This is a genomic window from Planifilum fimeticola, assembly GCF_003001905.1.
Classification (GTDB): domain Bacteria; phylum Bacillota; class Bacilli; order Thermoactinomycetales; family DSM-44946; genus Planifilum; species Planifilum fimeticola.
In genome coordinates, this window is record NZ_PVNE01000008.1 from 41,187 (window position 1) to 59,680 (window position 18,494).

21 protein-coding genes are annotated in these 18,494 nt (G+C 58.1%); all 21 read right to left on the reverse strand.

The genetic code is table 11. The features are described from left to right. Positions 1-182: 182 nt before the first annotated feature. Positions 183-2,270 (reverse strand): glycine--tRNA ligase subunit beta, encoded by a 2,088-nt coding sequence (gene glyS, locus CLV97_RS06645; RefSeq protein ID WP_106344748.1) that lies wholly within the window; start codon positions 2,268-2,270, stop codon positions 183-185. Next, entirely contained in the window at positions 2,263-3,147 is an 885-nt protein-coding gene (gene glyQ, locus CLV97_RS06650; RefSeq protein WP_106344749.1) for a glycine--tRNA ligase subunit alpha, read from the reverse strand. Before glyQ ends, glyS begins: the two co-directional genes overlap by 8 nt. A 300-nt stretch (positions 3,148-3,447) precedes the next feature. Then, positions 3,448-4,212, reverse strand: coding sequence for a DNA repair protein RecO (gene recO, locus CLV97_RS06655; protein ID WP_106344750.1), 765 nt, complete (start codon positions 4,210-4,212; stop codon positions 3,448-3,450). 15 nt (positions 4,213-4,227) lie between these two features. Further along, on the reverse strand, positions 4,228-4,365 hold the full coding sequence (locus CLV97_RS06660) for a YqzL family protein (RefSeq protein WP_106344751.1): 138 nt from the start codon (positions 4,363-4,365) through the stop codon (positions 4,228-4,230). A gap of 104 nt (positions 4,366-4,469) precedes the next feature. Next, entirely contained in the window at positions 4,470-5,366 is an 897-nt protein-coding gene (era, locus tag CLV97_RS06665) for a GTPase Era (protein ID WP_106344752.1), read from the reverse strand. Continuing rightward, the gene (locus tag CLV97_RS06670) at positions 5,356-5,757 is read right to left on the reverse strand and encodes a cytidine deaminase (protein WP_106344753.1); all 402 of its coding nucleotides are present in this window, start codon (positions 5,755-5,757) and stop codon (positions 5,356-5,358) included. The genes era and CLV97_RS06670 overlap by 11 nt, the downstream gene beginning before the upstream one ends. Then, the gene (locus CLV97_RS06675; RefSeq protein ID WP_106344754.1) at positions 5,754-6,485 is read right to left on the reverse strand and encodes a DUF502 domain-containing protein; all 732 of its coding nucleotides are present in this window, start codon (positions 6,483-6,485) and stop codon (positions 5,754-5,756) included. Before CLV97_RS06675 ends, CLV97_RS06670 begins: the two co-directional genes overlap by 4 nt. 29 nt (positions 6,486-6,514) lie before the next feature. Then, positions 6,515-7,204 (reverse strand): diacylglycerol kinase, encoded by a 690-nt coding sequence (locus CLV97_RS06680; protein ID WP_106344755.1) that lies wholly within the window; start codon positions 7,202-7,204, stop codon positions 6,515-6,517. 12 nt (positions 7,205-7,216) lie between these two features. Beyond that, positions 7,217-7,684, reverse strand: a complete 468-nt coding sequence (ybeY, locus tag CLV97_RS06685; protein ID WP_106344756.1) for an rRNA maturation RNase YbeY — start codon at positions 7,682-7,684, stop codon at positions 7,217-7,219. Then, entirely contained in the window at positions 7,668-9,812 is a 2,145-nt protein-coding gene (locus CLV97_RS06690) for an HD family phosphohydrolase (RefSeq protein ID WP_106344757.1), read from the reverse strand. The genes ybeY and CLV97_RS06690 overlap by 17 nt, the downstream gene beginning before the upstream one ends. A gap of 27 nt (positions 9,813-9,839) precedes the next feature. Next, entirely contained in the window at positions 9,840-10,799 is a 960-nt protein-coding gene (locus CLV97_RS06695) for a PhoH family protein (RefSeq protein ID WP_106344758.1), read from the reverse strand. Further along, positions 10,796-11,977, reverse strand: a complete 1,182-nt coding sequence (yqfD, locus tag CLV97_RS06700) for a sporulation protein YqfD (protein WP_106344759.1) — start codon at positions 11,975-11,977, stop codon at positions 10,796-10,798. The genes CLV97_RS06695 and yqfD overlap by 4 nt, the downstream gene beginning before the upstream one ends. Before the next feature lie 13 nt (positions 11,978-11,990). Next, complete coding sequence (yqfC, locus tag CLV97_RS06705) at positions 11,991-12,269, reverse strand: sporulation protein YqfC (protein WP_106344760.1); 279 nt, start codon at positions 12,267-12,269, stop codon at positions 11,991-11,993. A gap of 199 nt (positions 12,270-12,468) precedes the next feature. Further along, positions 12,469-12,657, reverse strand: a complete 189-nt coding sequence (locus tag CLV97_RS06710; RefSeq protein WP_106344761.1) for an alpha/beta-type small acid-soluble spore protein — start codon at positions 12,655-12,657, stop codon at positions 12,469-12,471. 192 nt (positions 12,658-12,849) lie between these two features. Next, entirely contained in the window at positions 12,850-14,085 is a 1,236-nt protein-coding gene (locus CLV97_RS06715; RefSeq protein ID WP_106344762.1) for an MFS transporter, read from the reverse strand. A 65-nt stretch (positions 14,086-14,150) separates the two neighbouring features. Next, the gene (locus tag CLV97_RS06720) at positions 14,151-14,657 is read right to left on the reverse strand and encodes a hypothetical protein (protein WP_106344763.1); all 507 of its coding nucleotides are present in this window, start codon (positions 14,655-14,657) and stop codon (positions 14,151-14,153) included. Between the two features lie 41 nt (positions 14,658-14,698). Beyond that, a complete protein-coding gene (gene floA, locus CLV97_RS06725; RefSeq protein WP_106344764.1) occupies positions 14,699-15,688 on the reverse strand; it encodes a flotillin-like protein FloA in 990 nt (329 codons plus the stop codon). A gap of 1 nt (position 15,689) precedes the next feature. Next, the gene (locus tag CLV97_RS06730) at positions 15,690-17,036 is read right to left on the reverse strand and encodes an NfeD family protein (protein ID WP_106344765.1); all 1,347 of its coding nucleotides are present in this window, start codon (positions 17,034-17,036) and stop codon (positions 15,690-15,692) included. Positions 17,037-17,212: 176 nt separating this feature from the next. Beyond that, on the reverse strand, positions 17,213-17,656 hold the full coding sequence (locus CLV97_RS06735; protein ID WP_106344766.1) for a GatB/YqeY domain-containing protein: 444 nt from the start codon (positions 17,654-17,656) through the stop codon (positions 17,213-17,215). A 16-nt stretch (positions 17,657-17,672) separates the two neighbouring features. Next, complete coding sequence (gene rpsU, locus CLV97_RS06740) at positions 17,673-17,846, reverse strand: 30S ribosomal protein S21 (RefSeq protein WP_106344767.1); 174 nt, start codon at positions 17,844-17,846, stop codon at positions 17,673-17,675. Between the two features lie 237 nt (positions 17,847-18,083). Beyond that, positions 18,084-18,425, reverse strand: coding sequence for a histidine triad nucleotide-binding protein (locus CLV97_RS06745; protein ID WP_106344768.1), 342 nt, complete (start codon positions 18,423-18,425; stop codon positions 18,084-18,086). Positions 18,426-18,494: the final 69 nt, after the last annotated feature.

Consider the following 18,494-nt stretch of genomic DNA (forward strand, 5'->3'; position numbering starts at 1 on the left):
GCCCCATTTATAAGAAATTTAGGGATCGTCGTATAAGGGAAGGGTTTAAACGGCAAGGCCGCGTTGGGGGATATTCCCCAACGCGGCCCTGCGGAGCCGATTCCGTCTCAATGCCCTCGAACCTTGCCTTTGCCGAAGGCAGTGCCCTTCGGGATGAAAAGCGCGTGAGGGTTTTTTGTCCCTCACCCGACCAAGCGGTCAAAATGGGCAAACCGCTTCACCTGATCGGTCACCTGTCGGAGAAGCGCCAGGCGGTTGGCCCGGACGGCTTCGTCCTCGGCCATCACGAAAACATCGTCGAAGAAGCGATGGATCGCGGGGGCCATCTCCGCCAGGGCCCGGTACATCCCGGAGACGTCCCGACGGGACAGGGCGGCTTCGAAGCGGTCCGCCGCTTGCCGGTAAGCATCCCAGAGAAGGCGTTCCGCTTTCTCCTCCATCAGCGACGGATCCACCGCCTTCCCGGGATCTCCCTTCCTTCCCAGGTTGGCGGCCCGGTTGAATGCCTCCACCACCGGTTTGAATTCGTCTTCCTCCTTCACCCGCTCTGTCAGAAAACGGGCCTTATCCACCGTCAACCGGGGATCTCCCACCCCGGCCGCCAACACGGCATCGATGACGTCGTGACGGATATCCGCCTCCTGAAGGACCGTCCGAAGGCGGAGAGCGAAGAATTCCTCCAGCTGTTTCTTCACTTCTTCCACGGATTGGGTGACGAGCCCCTTCTCCTTCAAGAGGTCGAGGGCGAGGTCCCACAGCCGATTCAACGTCACCGCCGGCCAATCGCGGTGCAGAAGGATCTGGATCAACCCGGCGGCCCTGCGGCGCAACCCGTAGGGATCCTGGGATCCGGAGGGCTGGATGCCGATTCCGAGGAAGGCGGCCTGGGCATCGATCTTGTCAGCCAGGGCGAGGACGGTTCCCGCAATGGAGCCGGGAAGTTCGTCCCCCGCATGGCGGGGCAAGTGGTGTTCGAAAACCGCCCGGGAAACCTCCGGGTCTTCTCCGGCCCTCCGGGCGTATTCTTCGCCCATGACTCCCTCCAGCTCGGGGAATTCGTAAACCATCTGCGTCGACAGGTCGAATTTGCAGATTCGCGCGGCCCGGTCGATTTTTTTGACCGCATCCTCATCCAGCCCGAGCCAACCCGCGATGGAGAGGGCGAGCGCACGGACGCGGCGCACCTTGTCCCCGATGCTCCCCAGTTTCTCATGGAAAACGATCTGGTCGAGCCGGGAAACCGCCTCGTCGACGGGAAGCTTCAAATCCTCCTCGAAGAAGAAGCGGGCATCGGCCAAACGGGCCCTCAGCACCTTTTGGTTCCCCCGGGCCACCACGTCCAGGGCGACATCGTCCCCGTTCCGCACCGTGACGAAATAAGGCAGCAGCCTCCCGTCCTCGTCCGTCACCGGAAAGTAACGCTGGTGCTCCCTCATCGTCGTGATCAGAACCGCGGAGGGCAATTCGAGGAATTTCTCATCGAAGGAACCGGAGAGAACCGTCGGATATTCCACCAGATGGGTCACTTCCTCCAGCAATCCCTCATCGACGGGAATGCGCCAACCCTTTTCCTCCTCCAGCCGGTGCAGCTGATCGAGAATCCGTCGCCTGCGCTCCTCCACATCGGCGATCACCCATTGGTTTCGGAGAATTTCCGGATACTCCTCCGGCGAAGAAAGCTCCACCTCTTCCCCCAGAAACCGGTGGCCGCGCGTCCGGTTGCCGGCGGTGACGCCTGCCCACGTGAAGGGAATCGTTTCTCCGCCGAAGAGGCAAACCAACCACCGCACCGGACGGATAAACCGGGTCCGGCCGCTCCCCCAGCGCATCGCCCCCGGCAGGTGGATGGACGACAGGACGACGGGGAGTCCCTCCGGCAAGCATTCGCTGGTGGCTTTCCCCTTCATCCCTTTCCGGGCAAACAGGTATTCTTCCCCTTTGTATTCGTCGAAATAGAGGTCATCCAGGGTAACGCCCTGCTTCCGGGCAAATCCCTCCGCGGCGGGGCTCCAGCTTCCGTCTTCCCTGACGGCAATCCGCTTGGCGGGGCCTCGCACCTCCTCCTGCACATCCCGCTGGCGTTCGGCCACCCCTTCAACCCGAAGGGCGAGCCGCCGGGGAGTGGCATATGTATGACTGGTTCGGTAGTCGATCCGATTCTCCTCGAGCCAGTTTTCAACCCGTTCTTTCAATTGCTTTGCCGCTTCGCCGACGAACCGGGCCGGTATCTCCTCACAGCCGATCTCCAACAGCAATTCCCTTTCAGCCACGATTTTCTCCCCCTTTCAACAGAGGATAACCCAACCGTTCCCGCTCCTCCACATAAGCCTTGGCACACCTTCTCGCCAGATTCCGCACCCGGCCGATGTAACCCGTCCGCTGGGTCACGCTGATCGCACTCCGGGCTTCCAGCAGGTTGAAAGTATGGGAGCACTTCAGCACCCAGTCGTAGGCGGGCAGCACCAGCTTCGCCTCCAGGGCGCGGAGGGCTTCCCGCTCGCAGTCGTCGAAGAGGCGGAACAAGAAATCCGTGTCGGCCACCTCAAAGGAATATTTGGAGTGCTCATATTCCGCCTGGCGGAACACATCTCCGTAAGTCACTCCGTCCACCCACTGAAGATCGTAGACGCTCTCCTTGTCCTGCAGGTAAAGGGCCAAGCGCTCCAAACCGTACGTGAGCTCCACGGACACGGGATCCGCCTCCAATCCGCCCACCTGCTGGAAGTAGGTGAACTGGGTGATCTCCATCCCGTCGATCCACACTTCCCATCCCAGTCCGGCGGCTCCCAGCATGGGATGCTCCCAGTTATCCTCCACGAAGCGGATATCGTGGCGGCGGGGATCCACCCCCAGCGCCCGGAGGCTGTCCAGATACACTTCCTGGACATCCTCGGGAGAGGGTTTGAGAATCACCTGAAATTGGTGGTGCTGATAGACCCGGTTGGGGTTTTCCCCGTAACGTCCGTCCGCCGGCCGGCGGGAGGGCTCCACGTAAGCCACCTTCCAGGGTTCCGGGCCGAGGGAGCGCAAAAAGGTCATCGGGTTGAGGGTTCCCGCCCCCTTCTCCACATCGTAGGGCTGAACGAGGACACATCCCTGTTTCGCCCAGAAGGACTGGAGTCTTAGAATCATCTCCTGAAAATGCATCCTGCTGCACCTCCTGTCTGATTCCGTTAAAAAAACCCCCGCCCTATGGACCCATGCCATAGGGACGGGAGCTTTCCCGCGGTTCCACCCTATTTGGTCGGCAACGACCGACCCCCTCATTTTGCCATCGCACTCAGGAACGCCCTTCACCGGTTCCGTGGCCGGGCTCCCACCTTCCCCGACTCGCTGATCACGGAGGAGCCGGTTACTCCTTTCCGTCATCGCGCGGCCATATTCGTTTGCACTTTCAAATCGCGCCTCATATGTAGTCTTATATATATCAAACGAGAGCACAAATTGTCAACGATCCGGAGACTTGGACCAATCTTTGCGCAATTGGTCCAAAAAGGGGCGGGACTTGAACGCGATGCCGGTATACTCGTCGATAAAGGCTCTGAGCACCCGCTCCAACTGCGCCTTGGTCTCCTCCTTCACGTGCACTTCCCCGAGGCGCTCCGGCGTCATGCGCTGCAAAAGCCGCAATATGCGGACGGCGTTTTCCGACAGGGGAAGGGTATGCGGATCCCGATGAAGGCAGTCGGAGCACAAAAAACCGCCCTGCCGGACGCTGAAGCGTACGGGACGGTCTCTTGATCCGCAAAAGGCGCATTTGTCGAGAACAGGCCGGTACCCCGCAGCTTCCAAAACCCTCAATTCGAAGATCCGCGCCAGTATATCCGGATCGGTGCCCTCCTCCAGCTGATCCAGGGTGGAGGAAAGCAGGCGGTACAAAGCGGGCAATGGATCCATTTCCTCCGTCAACCGGTCCAACAGCTCCACCAGGTAAGCGGCGGTCGCCGTCAACAGGAGATCGGAGCGGATCGCATGATGGGAGGAAAGCAGCTCCCCCTGGGAAAGGGTGCCCATCCCCGAGCCGCCCAAAAAGCAGAGGTATTGGCCCCGAGTGAAAAGTTGCGTGACCGCCCCCAGGCGGCTTCTCGGCTTTTTCGCCCCCCGGGCCATGACGGGCAGCTTTCCCCGTTCCGCCGTGAACAGGACGACCACCTTGTGGCTCTCCCCGTAATCCCGGGTCCGAATGACGATTCCCTCGGTTTTGATCAACATGGCCAAGCCCTTCCCCTAATGGACTTCCTCCTGGGCGTGCTCCTCCCGGTCCTCGTCGGCGGAATCGTTCTCGTTCCCGTCGACTTCCTTATACATCAGGTACGCATCGATACTGCCAGTTACCGCAAAGACATTCCAATAGAAATTGCGCAACCAGCACCCATCCTTTCCCTGACGTCGGTTGTCTTTCTATACGCTTAGGATGACCGGGTGCCCCAGGAGTATGACTTGGAAATATTGCTATCCGTCCGCCCTCTCTAGTCCACTTCCCCGTAGCCGAACCGGCGCAGATAGGCTTCCTCGTTTCGCCAATCCTTTTTCACCTTCACCCACAGGTCGAGAAACACCTTGTTGCCGAGCAAACGTTCGATCTCCTCCCGGGCCAGGCGGCCCACTTCCTTCAACATGGCCCCCCGCTTCCCAATCAGAATCCCCTTTTGGGAAGGACGCTCCGCATAGATCGTCGCCCGGATGTAGACCGTCTCCCCATCCTCCCGGGGGACCATCTCCTCCACGATCACCGCCACCGAATGGGGAATCTCTTCCCGGGTGAGGAAGAGCACCTTTTCCCGGATCAGCTCCCCGATGATGAAGTGTTCCGGGGAATCGGTCACCTGGTCCGCCGGGTAATAGGCGGGGCCTTCGGGCAATTCCCTGAAGATCAGATCGACGAGGGTGCCCGTGTTGTTCCCCTGCAGCGCGGAAATGGGAACCACTTCCTTGAAGGAATAGAGGCGGCGGTAGGAATCGATCAGCGGAAGCAGGGCGTCGGGATGCACCCGGTCGATCTTGTTCACCACCAAAAAAACGGGCGTTTCCACCTGCTTCAGATGCTCGATGATGAAGCGATCCCCCGGCCCCATCCCCTCCTCGGCGTCCACCAGAAGGAGGATCAAATCCACCTCTTCCAGGGTGGCCCGGGCCGTTTGAACCAGATGTTCTCCCAGCTTTGATTTGGGTTTGTGGATGCCGGGGGTGTCCAGAAAAACGATCTGCCCCCGCTCATCGGTAAAGATGCCCCGGATCCTGTTTCGCGTCGTCTGCGGCTTATCCGACATGATCGCCACTTTTTTGCCGACCACATGGTTCATCAGGGTGGATTTTCCCACGTTGGGCCGGCCGATCAGCGCAACAAATCCCGATTTATGGCTCATAACGGAGTTCCTCCCTGCCAAAGGAGTCGGGCAACAGCTCTTCCACGGTGGTTTCCTTCAAATCCCCCTTCAGATTGGCGAGGTACACCTTCATGTCCGGAGGGCACAATTCCGCCAGCACCTGGCGACAAGCCCCGCAGGGAGCGACGGGACCGGATGTGTCGGCGATGACCGCAAGGGCGACAAAACGGCGTTTTCCCTCGGAAATGGCCTTGAACAGGGCGGTTCTCTCCGCACAGTTGGTCAACCCGTAGGAGGCGTTCTCCACATTGCACCCCCTGAACACCACGCCGTCGTCGGTCAAAAGGGCCGCCCCCACCGGAAAGCGGGAGTAGGGAACATATGCGTGCTCCCTCGCCCTTCGCGCTTCGGCGAGCAACGTGTCTTTCACGGCCTCACCTCTCCTTGTCCTTTGATGCGGATCCGCACATCCGACGAATCTCCCGGTTGGAGGGCAGGGACCCCCGTCGGTTCCCCGCGTCCGTTCGCCGGCGGGACCACCACTCCCCCCGAGATGATGTATTTTAATCCGTCCTCCACCGTAATGTCCAGAAAGATGACGTCCTTTTCAGGGATCAGCACGAGCCACCCCGACGTGGGATTGGGGGTGGTGGGAAGGAAAATGTTGAGAACTTTCTTCCCCGCCTGCCGGCAGATCTCGTCATTGCTCACACCGGTGTAAAACCCCAAGGTATACAAACCCTTTCTCGGATATTCCACCATCACCACCCGCTTGAAGGAAGTGGCATCATGGCCGAAGGCGTTGGTGATCTGCTTGACGGTGGAGTAAATTCCCCGGACGATGGGAATCCGCGAGAAGATCCGTTCCGTGAAAAGGATCATCTGCCGGCCGAAAAAGCTTTTGGCCAGCATCCCCACCAGGATGAGCAGCCCCAGGGTGAGGAGCAGACCGACACCGGGGATGTGGGTTTCAAACCGGAGCCCGCCCAACTGGAGGGGAAATTCCACCAAACCAACCCAATCCAATATCCGGGCCACGGTGATCCCCAGAGTGGGATCGATGAACTGGAAGAGGAGCTTCAGCACGTAAAGGGTGGCCACGGCGGGAAGCAAAGCCAATGTTCCGATGATGAGATAGTTGCGGATTGCTTTGAACATGTGCGATTGGGTTCTCCTTTCGGGTTCAATCACAGCAGAACAAATCCGATGAGTGCGACGGCCGTTCCCAGAAGGGAGCCGATGACGACGGGGCTCCTGCGCGTCTTGATGCGCAGCCGCGTTCCCACGAGAAGAGCGGTGAGCAGATACACCAGGAGAGCAATGATCAGATGGTGAATCATCAGGGCGACGGAAGTGGCGATGCAGAAGGCGATGGACGTGGTCATGCTGGGTTCCCACTGGGGACGGCCCAAGCGGTGAAACCAGCTCTTGAGAAGCAGGGTCAGGAAAAAGTCGGAGACCAAAATGGCCACCATTCCGATATTGGGAGGCACCGGACCCTCTTCAAAGTAGGGAAACCTCAACAGATCGAGATAGGGATAAAAAATGCTCACGCCGACCACGACCGCCAGACCGGCGCAGAGAAGAACCGCACCGGCGGCCACATCCTTGGCCACCTTGGCCAAGGGATGAAAATCCTTTGTGATCATGTCGACCACGGCTTCCACCACGGTGTTGAACAGTTCGGCCACCAACACCAGAACGATCGTGATGAACAGCAGGAGTACCTCGATTTTGCTGAGGGGAAGATAAAGGCTCAGCAGAAGAACCCCCAGCGCGGTCAGAAAATGAATCCGCATGTTGCGCTGGGTCACCAGGGTATATTTTAATCCTTCCAGCGCGAACCGGAAACTATGTAGCAGTTTGGTCAGCCACATGGGCCACCACTCCTACCTTTCGAGGCCGACACGCCCCAATATCTCCTCCTGACGGGCAAACATGCGGCGTTCTTCCTCTTCCGTTTCGTGATTATATCCGAGCAGGTGCAAAAAGCCGTGAACCGCCAGAAAGCCGATTTCCCTATCCAGGGAATGGCCGTAGGCGTCCGCCTGCTCCCGGGCGCGCGGAAAAGAGATGACGATATCCCCGAGAGGGATGGGACCATCTCCGGCGCCCTCCATCGGTTCTCCCGGCTCCCACTGGGGAAAGGAGAGGACATCGGTGGGCCGGTCCACATGGCGAAAGTCCCGGTTCAACCTGCGGATGCCCTCATCATCCACGATCGTGACCGAAACCTCCGCCGGCGGCAACCCCTCCACCAAGGCCGCCTCCTGCAGGCTCGCATCGATCCAACGGAGCACGGTCCGCTCCTCTTCCGTCAAAGGGATCTCCACCTGAACATCAACCGACAACCCCATTTTTGACATCCTTTCCTTTCCCCGATACCTCCTCGGGATACTCGATCCGTGCGTGAAAAATTCCCTGAAGGGTTTCACACATGGAACGGCCGATCATTTCCAATTCCTTCAGCGTCAAGTCGCACTCATTGAATTGACCGTCCTCCAGGCGATCCTGAATCACTTTGCGGACGATGGATTCAATCCGCCCCGGCGTAGGACGGGACAGGGAGCGCACCGCCGCTTCGATGGAATCGGCAATCCCCACGATGGCCGCCTCCTTGAACTGCGCCTTCGGACCGGGATAGCGGAAATCCTCCTCCAACACCTGACTGTCGCCGCTTATCTCCTTCGCCTTGAGGTAGAAATACTTGAGCAGCGTCGTGCCGTGATGCTGGGCGGCGATATCCCGGATCGGCTTGGGAATGCGATACGCTTCCAGCATCTCCACTCCATCCCTGGGATGGGACAGGATAATCGTCTTGCTCAGGTGGGGGGAAATTTTATCGTGGGGATTTTCCATCTGCATCTGGTTTTCGATGTAAAACTGCGGCCTTTTGAGCTTGCCGATATCATGGTAATACGAACCCACCCGGGCCAAAAGGCCGTCGGCCCCGATCGCCTCCGCCGCCGATTCCGCCAGGTTGGCCACCATGACGGAATGGTGATAGGTTCCCGGCGCCTCCACCAGCAGCTTGCGCAAAAGGGGGTGGTTGGGATTGGAAAGCTCCAACAGGCGCAGCGGCGAGAGAATGTCGAAGATTGTTTCAAACAGCGACAGGAAACCGATGGTCAACACGGCCGATATCACGCCGGAGAGAAGACCAAAACCGACGGATTGGAGGAACACCCTCAGATCTCCCTCCGCCGGCACGAGCAAGTGCAGCGCCACGATGGCCGCCGTTGCGGCAAATGACGCGAACAGGCCCGCCCGGAGAATGGAGGGTCGGTTGCGCACCCCAGCCAAGGCCAAGGCGCCTGCTGTTCCGCTGACCAAGGCGACCAAACCGTATCGGTAATCGAAAAGCAGGAGCCGTTCATCGTTGAAGAAAATCCCTGCCGCCAAGCTGAACAGAACGCCGAACCATATGGCCAGACGAGTGTCCAAAAGCAGGGCGATCAACATCGTCCCGAAGGCAAAGGGGGCGCAATAGCCCACCGTGCTCCATTCCAGATCCTGACCCAGGGAAACGACCTTCATCGCCAGCAGGTTGAGGACGAACACCGCCGCCATCATCAACACTTTGCTGTTGTCGGCGTGAAGCTCCGGATGAAAACGCTGGACGCAAACGTAAAGCAGGGCGAGCCAGATCAGCAGAAAAAGGCTCAGACCCGAGTAAAACCTATAATTGAGATTGTGCCTGAGCAGACCCAATTCCTTCAATTCCCGGATCTTCTCTTCGGTCACCACTTCTCCGGCGGCGACAATCACGTCGCCCTTCTGAATGATCACGGGTTTGACGCTCTCCCGGGCCGTCTCCCGCAGGGCATCGGTCAACGTCTTGTCGACGACCACGTTGGGGACGATCAGGGCGCGCACCAGTTCCCCAGCCGCATCACGGGCCTTTCCCCGGGAATAGGACTCCTCCAGCAGCCGGCCGGCCTGCTCCCGTTTCTGAACCAGTTGGGCGGGGCGAACGCCCTCCGACAACACCTGCTGGAGAACGTCCCGGCTGACGGAACGCAGTTCGGGGATCTCCTTTTCCGGGATCCGCACCATGGTCTTGTAGAAATCGTCGGACATGGCGGGGATCAGCGCGCGGAGCTGTTCGATTTTCTCCTTCTCGGAGACGGATTCAGTCGCTTTTCCCCGGATTTGATCATAAATCCGTTCCAGCCGATCCATCTGACGGCTGGTGATCTGCTCGTCTTTGCGATATTGCAAGGGAACGGACTGGGCCGCCTCCTGGCGGACCTGTTCCGTCGCCTTCTGATCGATCTTTGTCACCGGCGCCACGATCGTTTCCGGGCTGACCGAGCCGGGCTTGAGATCGTATTGCTTCGGCAGGACCGGATTGAGCAATAAAAAATAGCTGACAATCCCGATCAACGCATAAAAGGCAAACCGCACCCATGTGCTTGAACGCCAGCCGGACGCCATGGGCGATTGCTTCCGGCTGGCGGAGATCTGCTTGACCTTTGGTTTCATCCAGGACCGACTCCTTGGGGAAACGCCTCAGCCGTTCCGTGCATAAGCGTCGATGATTTTCTGGACAAGGGTGTGTCGCACCACATCTTCCTGGGTCAGGTGAATAAAGCGGATTCCATCGATATCGCGAAGGATGCGCTCCGCTTCCACAAGACCCGACTTCTTCCCTTTCGGAAGGTCCACCTGGGTGACGTCTCCCGTAACCACCATTTTCGAGCCGAAACCCAATCGGGTCAGGAACATCTTCATCTGTTCCGGCGTGGTGTTTTGGGCCTCGTCCAGGATCACGAAAGCATCCTCCAGCGTCCTCCCCCGCATGTAGGCCAATGGAGCCACCTCGATGATCCCTTTCTCCATCATTTTCGACACTTGCTCTACACCGAGCATGTGATACAGAGCGTCATACAAGGGGCGGAGGTACGGATCCACCTTTTCCTGCAGATCCCCGGGAAGAAAACCGAGGTTTTCCCCGGCTTCCACCGCCGGACGGGTCAGGACGATCCGTTTGGTCCGGTGGGCTTTCAGGGCGGTCACTCCCATGGCGACGGCCAGGAACGTCTTTCCCGTCCCTGCGGGGCCGATGCCGAACACGATGTCCGCCTTTTTGATGGCCGACACATAATGGCGCTGCCCGAGGGTTTTCGCCCGGACGGTCTTCCCTTTGTAGGTGACGCCGATCTCCTCGTTGTACAACTCCAGGAGTTCCTCCGCCAGACCCTGCTTGGCCAGCCGGTGGGCATAGACCACGTCCCGTTCGCTCAGATGAACCCCTTTGCGAACCAGGGCGAGAAGAACGCGAAACAGCTGGTGCAAAATCTCCCGTTCCTCCGGGGAACCGCTGATCACCATTTCCTCTCCACGGGTCACGATTTTTGCGGAGGTTTCGGCTTCAATCCGCTTGAGAAAAACATCATGAGGTCCAAAGAGGGAAAGGGCCTCCGCCGCATCACGCAACACGATTTTGATCGTTTCGGACAAAGGACTCATTCTCCTTGCAGAATCGGTTGAGATACCGCAATATTTTCAATAACGTCGAAGTGTACTTTCATATAAACTTTACCATTATCTACGCGGGGTTGCAAAACCTTTTCCATCAAAATGCGCCCGTCCCGACCGATCCGCTCCCTCACGTCCGCCCGGGCCCGCTCTTTCCCCAGACGAATCGCCTCCTCAGGGGTCATCCTGCGCTTGACCCATTTCATTTCCAACCGCTCCTCCTCCACCCATCCGATGGGGAGGCGCCACTTGAACAGGCGGAGAACATGCACCCGTTCGACCGTTTCATAATTCTTGAAGGGAACGGGATACAAAAAGGGCAACCGGATGACCCGTGATGCCACGTAGGGATAATAGCCCCTGTCGCGATTGCCGGTATAAACCTTCCGCTTCTGTTCCAGGGGAACCACCACATCGGAGTCGTACCAAACCTCCCCCCACACCTTTCCCTTGGCGCCGACCACCCGTTCCGAACCGGAATCCCCGTAGACTCCGGATACCAGCAGCTGACCTTTTTTCACCATGTCGTTCACCTGAACCACGGGCTTTCCCTGCTCCACCCGCATGTCATAAATCAGCGCGTTCCGTCGCGCCACCAGGTGTACCGGCCCCGGAGAACGTTCGTTCTTTTCCTTCGGCTCCTGCTTCTCGACAACGGTGATCACCGCCCGGGTTCCCTCCATGCGAAATCCCACCCAGGTCGCCTGAGGCAGGCGCATGGACAAACGGTGCTGAATTTCCTCGCTTTCCGGCACACGAAACTTCAGCTGCCCGGGAAACACCCCCGCCTCCCGGGCATACGCCAGGATTTCCTCCTCGGGGATCCGCTCGTTTCCCTCCACCTCCACCTTCCAGACGAAGGAACTCATCGTCGTCAGCAAAAAGACGAAGAGGACAATTCCCGCCGCAAAAAACTTACGCTTGTACATTTTGGAGAGCAAAAAGGGGAGGCCCTGCTTGGACAAAATACGCATCCGAACGCCGCTCGGACGAACGATTTGCACCAAACGGAAAAAATCGGGGAGAAGAACCGTCAGCCGTATCCGTTCCTCGTCCAAAAAACGGATGTCGCCCAGAATGATCTCCTTTTGGATGGCCTCATTGATGATCGGGGTAAGCCGGGAGCCGGACAATTCGACGGTTACTTTTCCCTTGATGAATTCGAGCAACGTTCCTCTCCCCCTACTCCGTGAACCTCATTTCGACAATATGACCCTCAATCCGGATCTCCTCCGGAAAAATCGAGCGAATCGTCAACTTCTCCCCGCGAATTTGAATTTTTCCGCCGTCGACCTTCAGAAGAATCTCGGAATCGCTGAAGAAGTCCACACCCCGATGGTTTTCCACCATCACCTGATAGGATCCGACCATCTGTATCCGGGGAACATCGGCGGTCACATCGGGGGGAAGGTCCAGCCATCGGGCGAGGTGGCGATGAAAATTGACGGTCCCTTTGCGCATGGAACAAGCCCTCCATCTTCTTTTTAACCCTTATGCGTCGATCACTTCAATTATGATGGACATGCCTCCCCGCTGTAGGGAATGTTTTCTTCCCCGGCGACCAAAATAAGGGGTAAGTCGTTAGCATTTTTCTCCTGAAACTGCAAAACCGGACCCCTGAACCTTCCGGGGTCCGGTTGGGAAGGAATCATCCCTCGGATCATTGCGATTGACCCTGTTGCGCCTGCTGCACCAGGCGTTTGGTGATTTCCCCACCGACCGATCCATTTCCTCGGGACGTCGTATCGGGACCGAGAGTGACACCGAATTCGGCGGCGATTTCTTCCTTGAACTGGTTCAAAATTTGGGCAGCCCCCGGAACCAGAAGGCGATTGCTCTGACGCGGCATTTGGTTCACCTCCTTTGGTGTTAGTATGGGTGGATGGCCGGATTTCCTTCCGGTGAATCATTTCCATGCGACCGATTGGTTCCGGGCAGAGGAGCCAAGCCAGCCGATCACGGGGAATCCTTCTATGGCATCAATGCCGCGCGGCTCTCCACTTCCGTACATCCTCCGTGCCACTGCCGGTCGAAGGGACTTTCAGACGGTTTTTCTTTCCCCCACATCATATTGATAATTTTTCAGCTGCGGCTGAAATGCGACGAACAAAAATGTAAGCCCGTACAATATCGCAGCGAGTATGTATGCGGACTGAATATCCATCCGATCCGCCAACCAGCCCATCATCAGGTGAGTCATTGCCGACCAGGGAGTCAACACCGCATTTCTTGCCGCCATGACATTGGCTCTTTCCTGCGGGGAGATCACGTCCTGCAAGACGGTTTCCTGGCATATTTCCCTGACCTGATAAAGGGGCCCCATGAACATGCAAATTACGAGCGCCAAGACGGCATTGGAATTGAGCGCAAAGAAAAAAGTCAAAAGGGACATCGACAAGGCGCTCAGACCGATCATATATCCTACACGCTTCTCCAAAAATGGGGTAATCATCACTGCCATCCAGCTTCCGACGATTCCCCCGACCCAATAGGAAGCATTGATAAACCCCCACCATTCGCTCCCTTTTCCCAAAATATCGTGTGTAAACGCCAAAATGAACGCGCTGGCCCACACTACATTGGCCAAGCTTTCCAAAAGGTCCATCGATGTTATATTGCGGATCACGGGAACCTGGATCATCCTTCGCCATGCCGGCTCCGGTTTCGATGTCTCCGCCGCGATCAGGGAGGCCTGCAGCTGGATCCTTCGAATGCACTCACCGGATAGCGAAAAAGAGATGAAAATCAGCAGGATGACGGAATAAAAGGGAAGGACGGCGGCAATGATCCCCCCCAGCCCCCAGCCGGCAACCAAAAACAGCTGATGAATCATGTTGAGCATTCCGTTGGCCTTCATGTACTCTTTTTTGGACACGACCAGGGGAAGCAGCGCAAAGCGGGCGGGTTGATACCACGCACCGATCAGCGCGATGACAAAGAGGACGACACTCGTCAGAAACAGCTGTATCGAATAAACATGGAGCAGTATAAGGCCCAAAAGAACCGTCAGTCCCGCCCGAGACCATTCGATCCCGGTCAACAGACGGGTCAGCGGAAACCGATGGATGTACTTCGACCCGAGGATTCCTCCGAAAAACGATCCCAATGCCATGACGGCCAATACCAGAGATGAACTGAATACGGAATCCGTCTGCTGGTAAACTTTTACCATCACGCTCACATTCAGCAGAACGTTGGCGAGGGATTGAAGGATTTGAGAAAACCAAAGCTTCACAAATCGGGGCTGTCGAAACAGCTTTTGCAGAGCCTTGCCCATACCTCACACCTTTTCCCGTAAAGTTGACCAAGAAAAAAAGCGACAGATCCAATGGGATCCGTCACTTACGGAGCGCGGCGATGCGTCCTCTGCCAATAGCGGCGGGAAGGCGGCGGCCCGAGCACTTCCTGCAATATGATGCCCCGGACCAGACTGTTTTTTGTAAACAGCCCCTTCTCGAGCCCGATTGTCTTTTTTCTTTTCAAAGAAGGAATCGGAGGTTGTACCTCCTTCAGGGTTTCCACCCGTTTTTCCGCCTCGGAGATCGCCCCCTGAACATCCGTCTTCACCTGTTCTGCCGCGTCCCGAATTTCCTCCGGGAGATTTTGGATGATCTCCTTGACCGATCCGGTTGCGGAGGGAGAGGGGGGGCGCACCGGCTCCCCCAAAGCGTCCTCCTCGGATAAATCCGGAAAGGGGATGGTGTCCGTCCGCTCCCCCCACGGATCTCTCCAGGGAGTAGGCGCAGGAGGGCGCTTCTTCCGTTTTTTGGCCGCCTCCTTATTCGGGGACGAAAGCGCCTTTTGCAGGATCCAGAGCACAAATGCCACGATGAGAATGAGCAATTCCATCTGCCGTCACCTCTCCCGCCGAACAGCATCGGGATGGAAAATCATTGGTCGGCATCCTCGTCTTTCGTCAATTCCCCGATCGATTTCCTCATATCGGTATCCGCCAGCAGGTTTTGCAACTGATAATAATCCATCACACCCATTTTGCCCGAACGAAGGGCTTCGGCAAGGGCCAGAGGCACTTGGGCTTCCGCCTCCACCACCTTGGCGCGCATCTCCTCCACGCGGGCGCGCATCTCCTGCTCCTTGGCGACGGCCATCGCCCGCCGCTCCTCGGCCTTGGCCTGGGCGATCCGCTTATCCGCCTCGGCTTGGTCGGTCTGCAGTTCCGCCCCGATGTTTTTCCCCACGTCCACGTCGGCGATGTCGATGGACAGGATTTCAAAGGCGGTCCCTGCATCCAGCCCTTTGTCCAAGACCGTTTGGGAGATCATGTCCGGGTTTTCCAGCACATCCTTGTGGCTGTCGGCGGAACCGTTGGTGGTAACGATCCCCTCACCCACCCGGGCGATGATCGTTTCCTCCCCGGCACCACCGACCAGGCGGTCGATGTTGGCCCGCACGGTCACCCGGGCCCGGACCTTCACTTCAATTCCGTCCTTGGCCACTGCGGAAACCATCGGCGTTTCAATCACCTTCGGGTTCACGCTCATCTGCACCGCTTCCAGCACATCCCGTCCGGCCAGATCGATCGCCGCTGCCCGGGAGAACACGAGATCGATGTTCGCCCGCTGGGCGGCGATCAGCGCGTCCACAACCCGATCGACGTTCCCACCCGCCAGGTAGTGGGTTTCCAGCTGTTCGATGGTGACGTCCAATCCCGCCTTGCGCGCCTTGATCAGGGGGTTGATGATCCGCGCCGGAGCAATCCGTCTCAGGCGCATCCCCACAAGGGTGGTCAGACCGACATAGACGCCGGAAGCCATCGCGCTGATCCACAGCATAACGGGAACAAACGAAAACAGAACAGCAAGAAAGACGATGGCTACGACCACGAGGATGATCACCGTCAGCAAACCTGCTGCTTCCATATCACATTTCCTCCTCGGATGTTTTTTCTTCGGTGGTATCTATTCGACGAACGACGATGCGGGATCCTTCCACGTGAATCACTTTGACCGCCGTTTTGGCGGGAATCATGCCCCCTTCGCTGACCACGTCGTATTTCTCGCCGTCCACCTCAACCCATCCCGCAGGCCGGAGCGGCGTCAGCGTCATTCCCTTCTTCCCGACCAAGTCTTTCCAGTCCCTGGAGGATGTATAACCCGATTCGTTTTTTTGGGACTCCTTCAGGATCATTTTGGCCCAAACGCCCTTCATGCCAAAGACCTTGACGGCAATCCACACCCCGACCAGCGTGATGGCGAGCGCCACCAGCAGGGAGACGATGCCGAAGGCGGGATCATAAGCCGCCAGCACCACGGCGCTTCCCAGGGAGATCAGGCCCAATATTCCGAAGATCCCCCATCCGGGAACAAACAACTCGACCACCATCAGGATGAGCCCGGCGACAAAGAGCAGCACCGTCTCCATTCCGGCCAGACCGGCCAGATAGTGTCCGAAGAAATAAAGACCAAAGGATAAAAGTCCGACAGCTCCCGGAACTCCGAAGCCCGGGGTGAGCAGCTCCAGGGCGATTCCGCCCAGGCCCAGCAGAAGCAGGATGGGAACCACATAGGGACTGGTCACCCAGCGGGCAAACTTCTCGGCGGGCGTCAGCTCCACCTCGATCACTTCCGCATCCCCCAGCCCGATCGCCGGAAGCACCTCGTTTTCGGAGGGGACGATGCGGTCGGCCATGTCCCACTCGACCGCCTGATCGGCGGACAGGCTGAGCAGTTCCCCTTTCTTTTTCAGCCCTTTGATTTCCACGTTGCGATCCACCATGGCGGCGGCAATATCGCCGTTCCGCCCTCCCTGTTCAGCGGCGGCACGCATGTTGGAAGCCCAGAAGGCAACCGTTTTCGGATCGGCGACCTCACCGTAAAACGTGCGGGGCTCAGCGGCGCCCATGGCGCTTCCCGGCGACATCAGAATCTTATCCGCGTTGAGGGTGATGTAGGCCCCCGCGGAAATGGCCTCTCCCCGGATGTAGGCGATCACCGGAACCGACGAACGTCGGATCAGCTTTCCGATTTCCAGGGCTGCCGTCACCTCTCCGCCCAGGGTGTCGATTTCCAGCACGACGGCCTCGGCCTTGGCCTCTTCCGCTTCGGTCAACGCCCGTTCGAGGAAGGTGGACAACCCCCGCTCCACTTCCTGTTCCACCGGGATCCAGTAAACCGCTTTGCCGGCGGCCGGGGGCGCCGCCGAAGACCAAACCGGCCAGCACATCAGAAGGAGTGCCGCTCCGATCAAAAGAAAAGCAACCCGCTTCACCGGGGGAATCCCTCCGTTCCGTTTCAACCACCTCGAGTTGCCATTGACTGTGAGACGCGCTCGGGCTTTGCGGACCGTTCGCCTCCATCGGCGCTTGAAGGTGGATCCGCTCTCCGAAAAAAAGCGGCTGTTGACCTCGCTCCTGCGTCAACAGCCCTGCAGCAAATGCACGTTTGTCAGCCCAACAACTCGCGGACGATCCGATTCACCTCTTTCCCGTCGGCTCGTCCCTTGACGCGGGGAATGATCTCCTTCATCACCTTGCCCATATCCGCAGGGGATGAAGCACCCACCTCGCCGATCACTTGCCGGGCCAACTCTCGAAGCTCCTCTTCGGACAGCGGAGCGGGCAGATAGGCTTCCACCACGGCGATCTCCGCCTTCACCTTCTCCGCCAGCTCGCTCCGTCCCGCCTTTTCAAACTCTTGAAGCGATTCCTTGCGCTGTTTCAACTCCCGGGAAAGGACGTCCAATACTTCCCCTTCCTCGAGGGGACGTCCCTTTTCGATCTCCGCATTTTTGATGGCAGATCGCACCATGCGGATGACGCTCAATTTCGTCTTGTCTTTATTCTTGAGTGCGGTCTTCATGTCCTGTTCCAGCCGCTGGGTCAAGCTCATCCTGTTTGGCACCTCTTTACCTGCGTTTCTTGCGAGCGGCCTCGGATTTCTTTTTCCGGCGGACGCTCGGCTTCTGGTAATGCTCGCGTCTGCGCACCTCGGCCAAAAGCCCATCTTTGGCGCAGGAGCGCTTGAAACGGCGGAGAGCGTTGTCCAGCGATTCGTTTTTGCGAACGCGAACTTCAGCCATGCTTTTCCCTCCCTCCGCGGGTCAGGTGAGCCGCCCGGACGAATGGAGCCGGGTAAGGCAAAAACCTTCACGGTCAGGTCACGCAAGCGAGCGGCCCTGTCCCACAGGGGACGGAAAAACCAAACACCTGCATGGAAACGCTTCGGCCCAACACCGCCCGAATTTCATCCAAAAAAGTCGGATGATGCGCAGTAAGTCAACATTTATTATACCTCAGCCCAAAAGAGGATGTCAAAATCATCCGGGAGGCCAGGAAAGCTGGCGCCCGCCGATCAAGTGGAAATGGATGTGGTAGACGGTCTGCAGTCCGTGTTTGCCGCAATTGTTCACCAGGCGGAACCCATTTTCCGCCAGTCCCAACTCCTTGGCCACCTTGGAGGCCGCCGCGATAACCTTCCCCATCAACTCGGGCTCTTCCTCCGCATCCAGAAGGGACGGAACGTGCTTTTTGGGGATGATCAGCACGTGAACCGGCGCCGCGGGATTGATGTCCCGAAAAGCCAGGACGCTGTCGTCTTCGTACACCTTGTCGGAGGGAACGCTCCCCTCGACGATGCCGCAAAAGATGCAATCCGCCACATACAACCCTCCTTGTCCGATCTGGCGATATTATATCAAGAACCGGCCGGTTTGCGAAAGGCGTCCCCG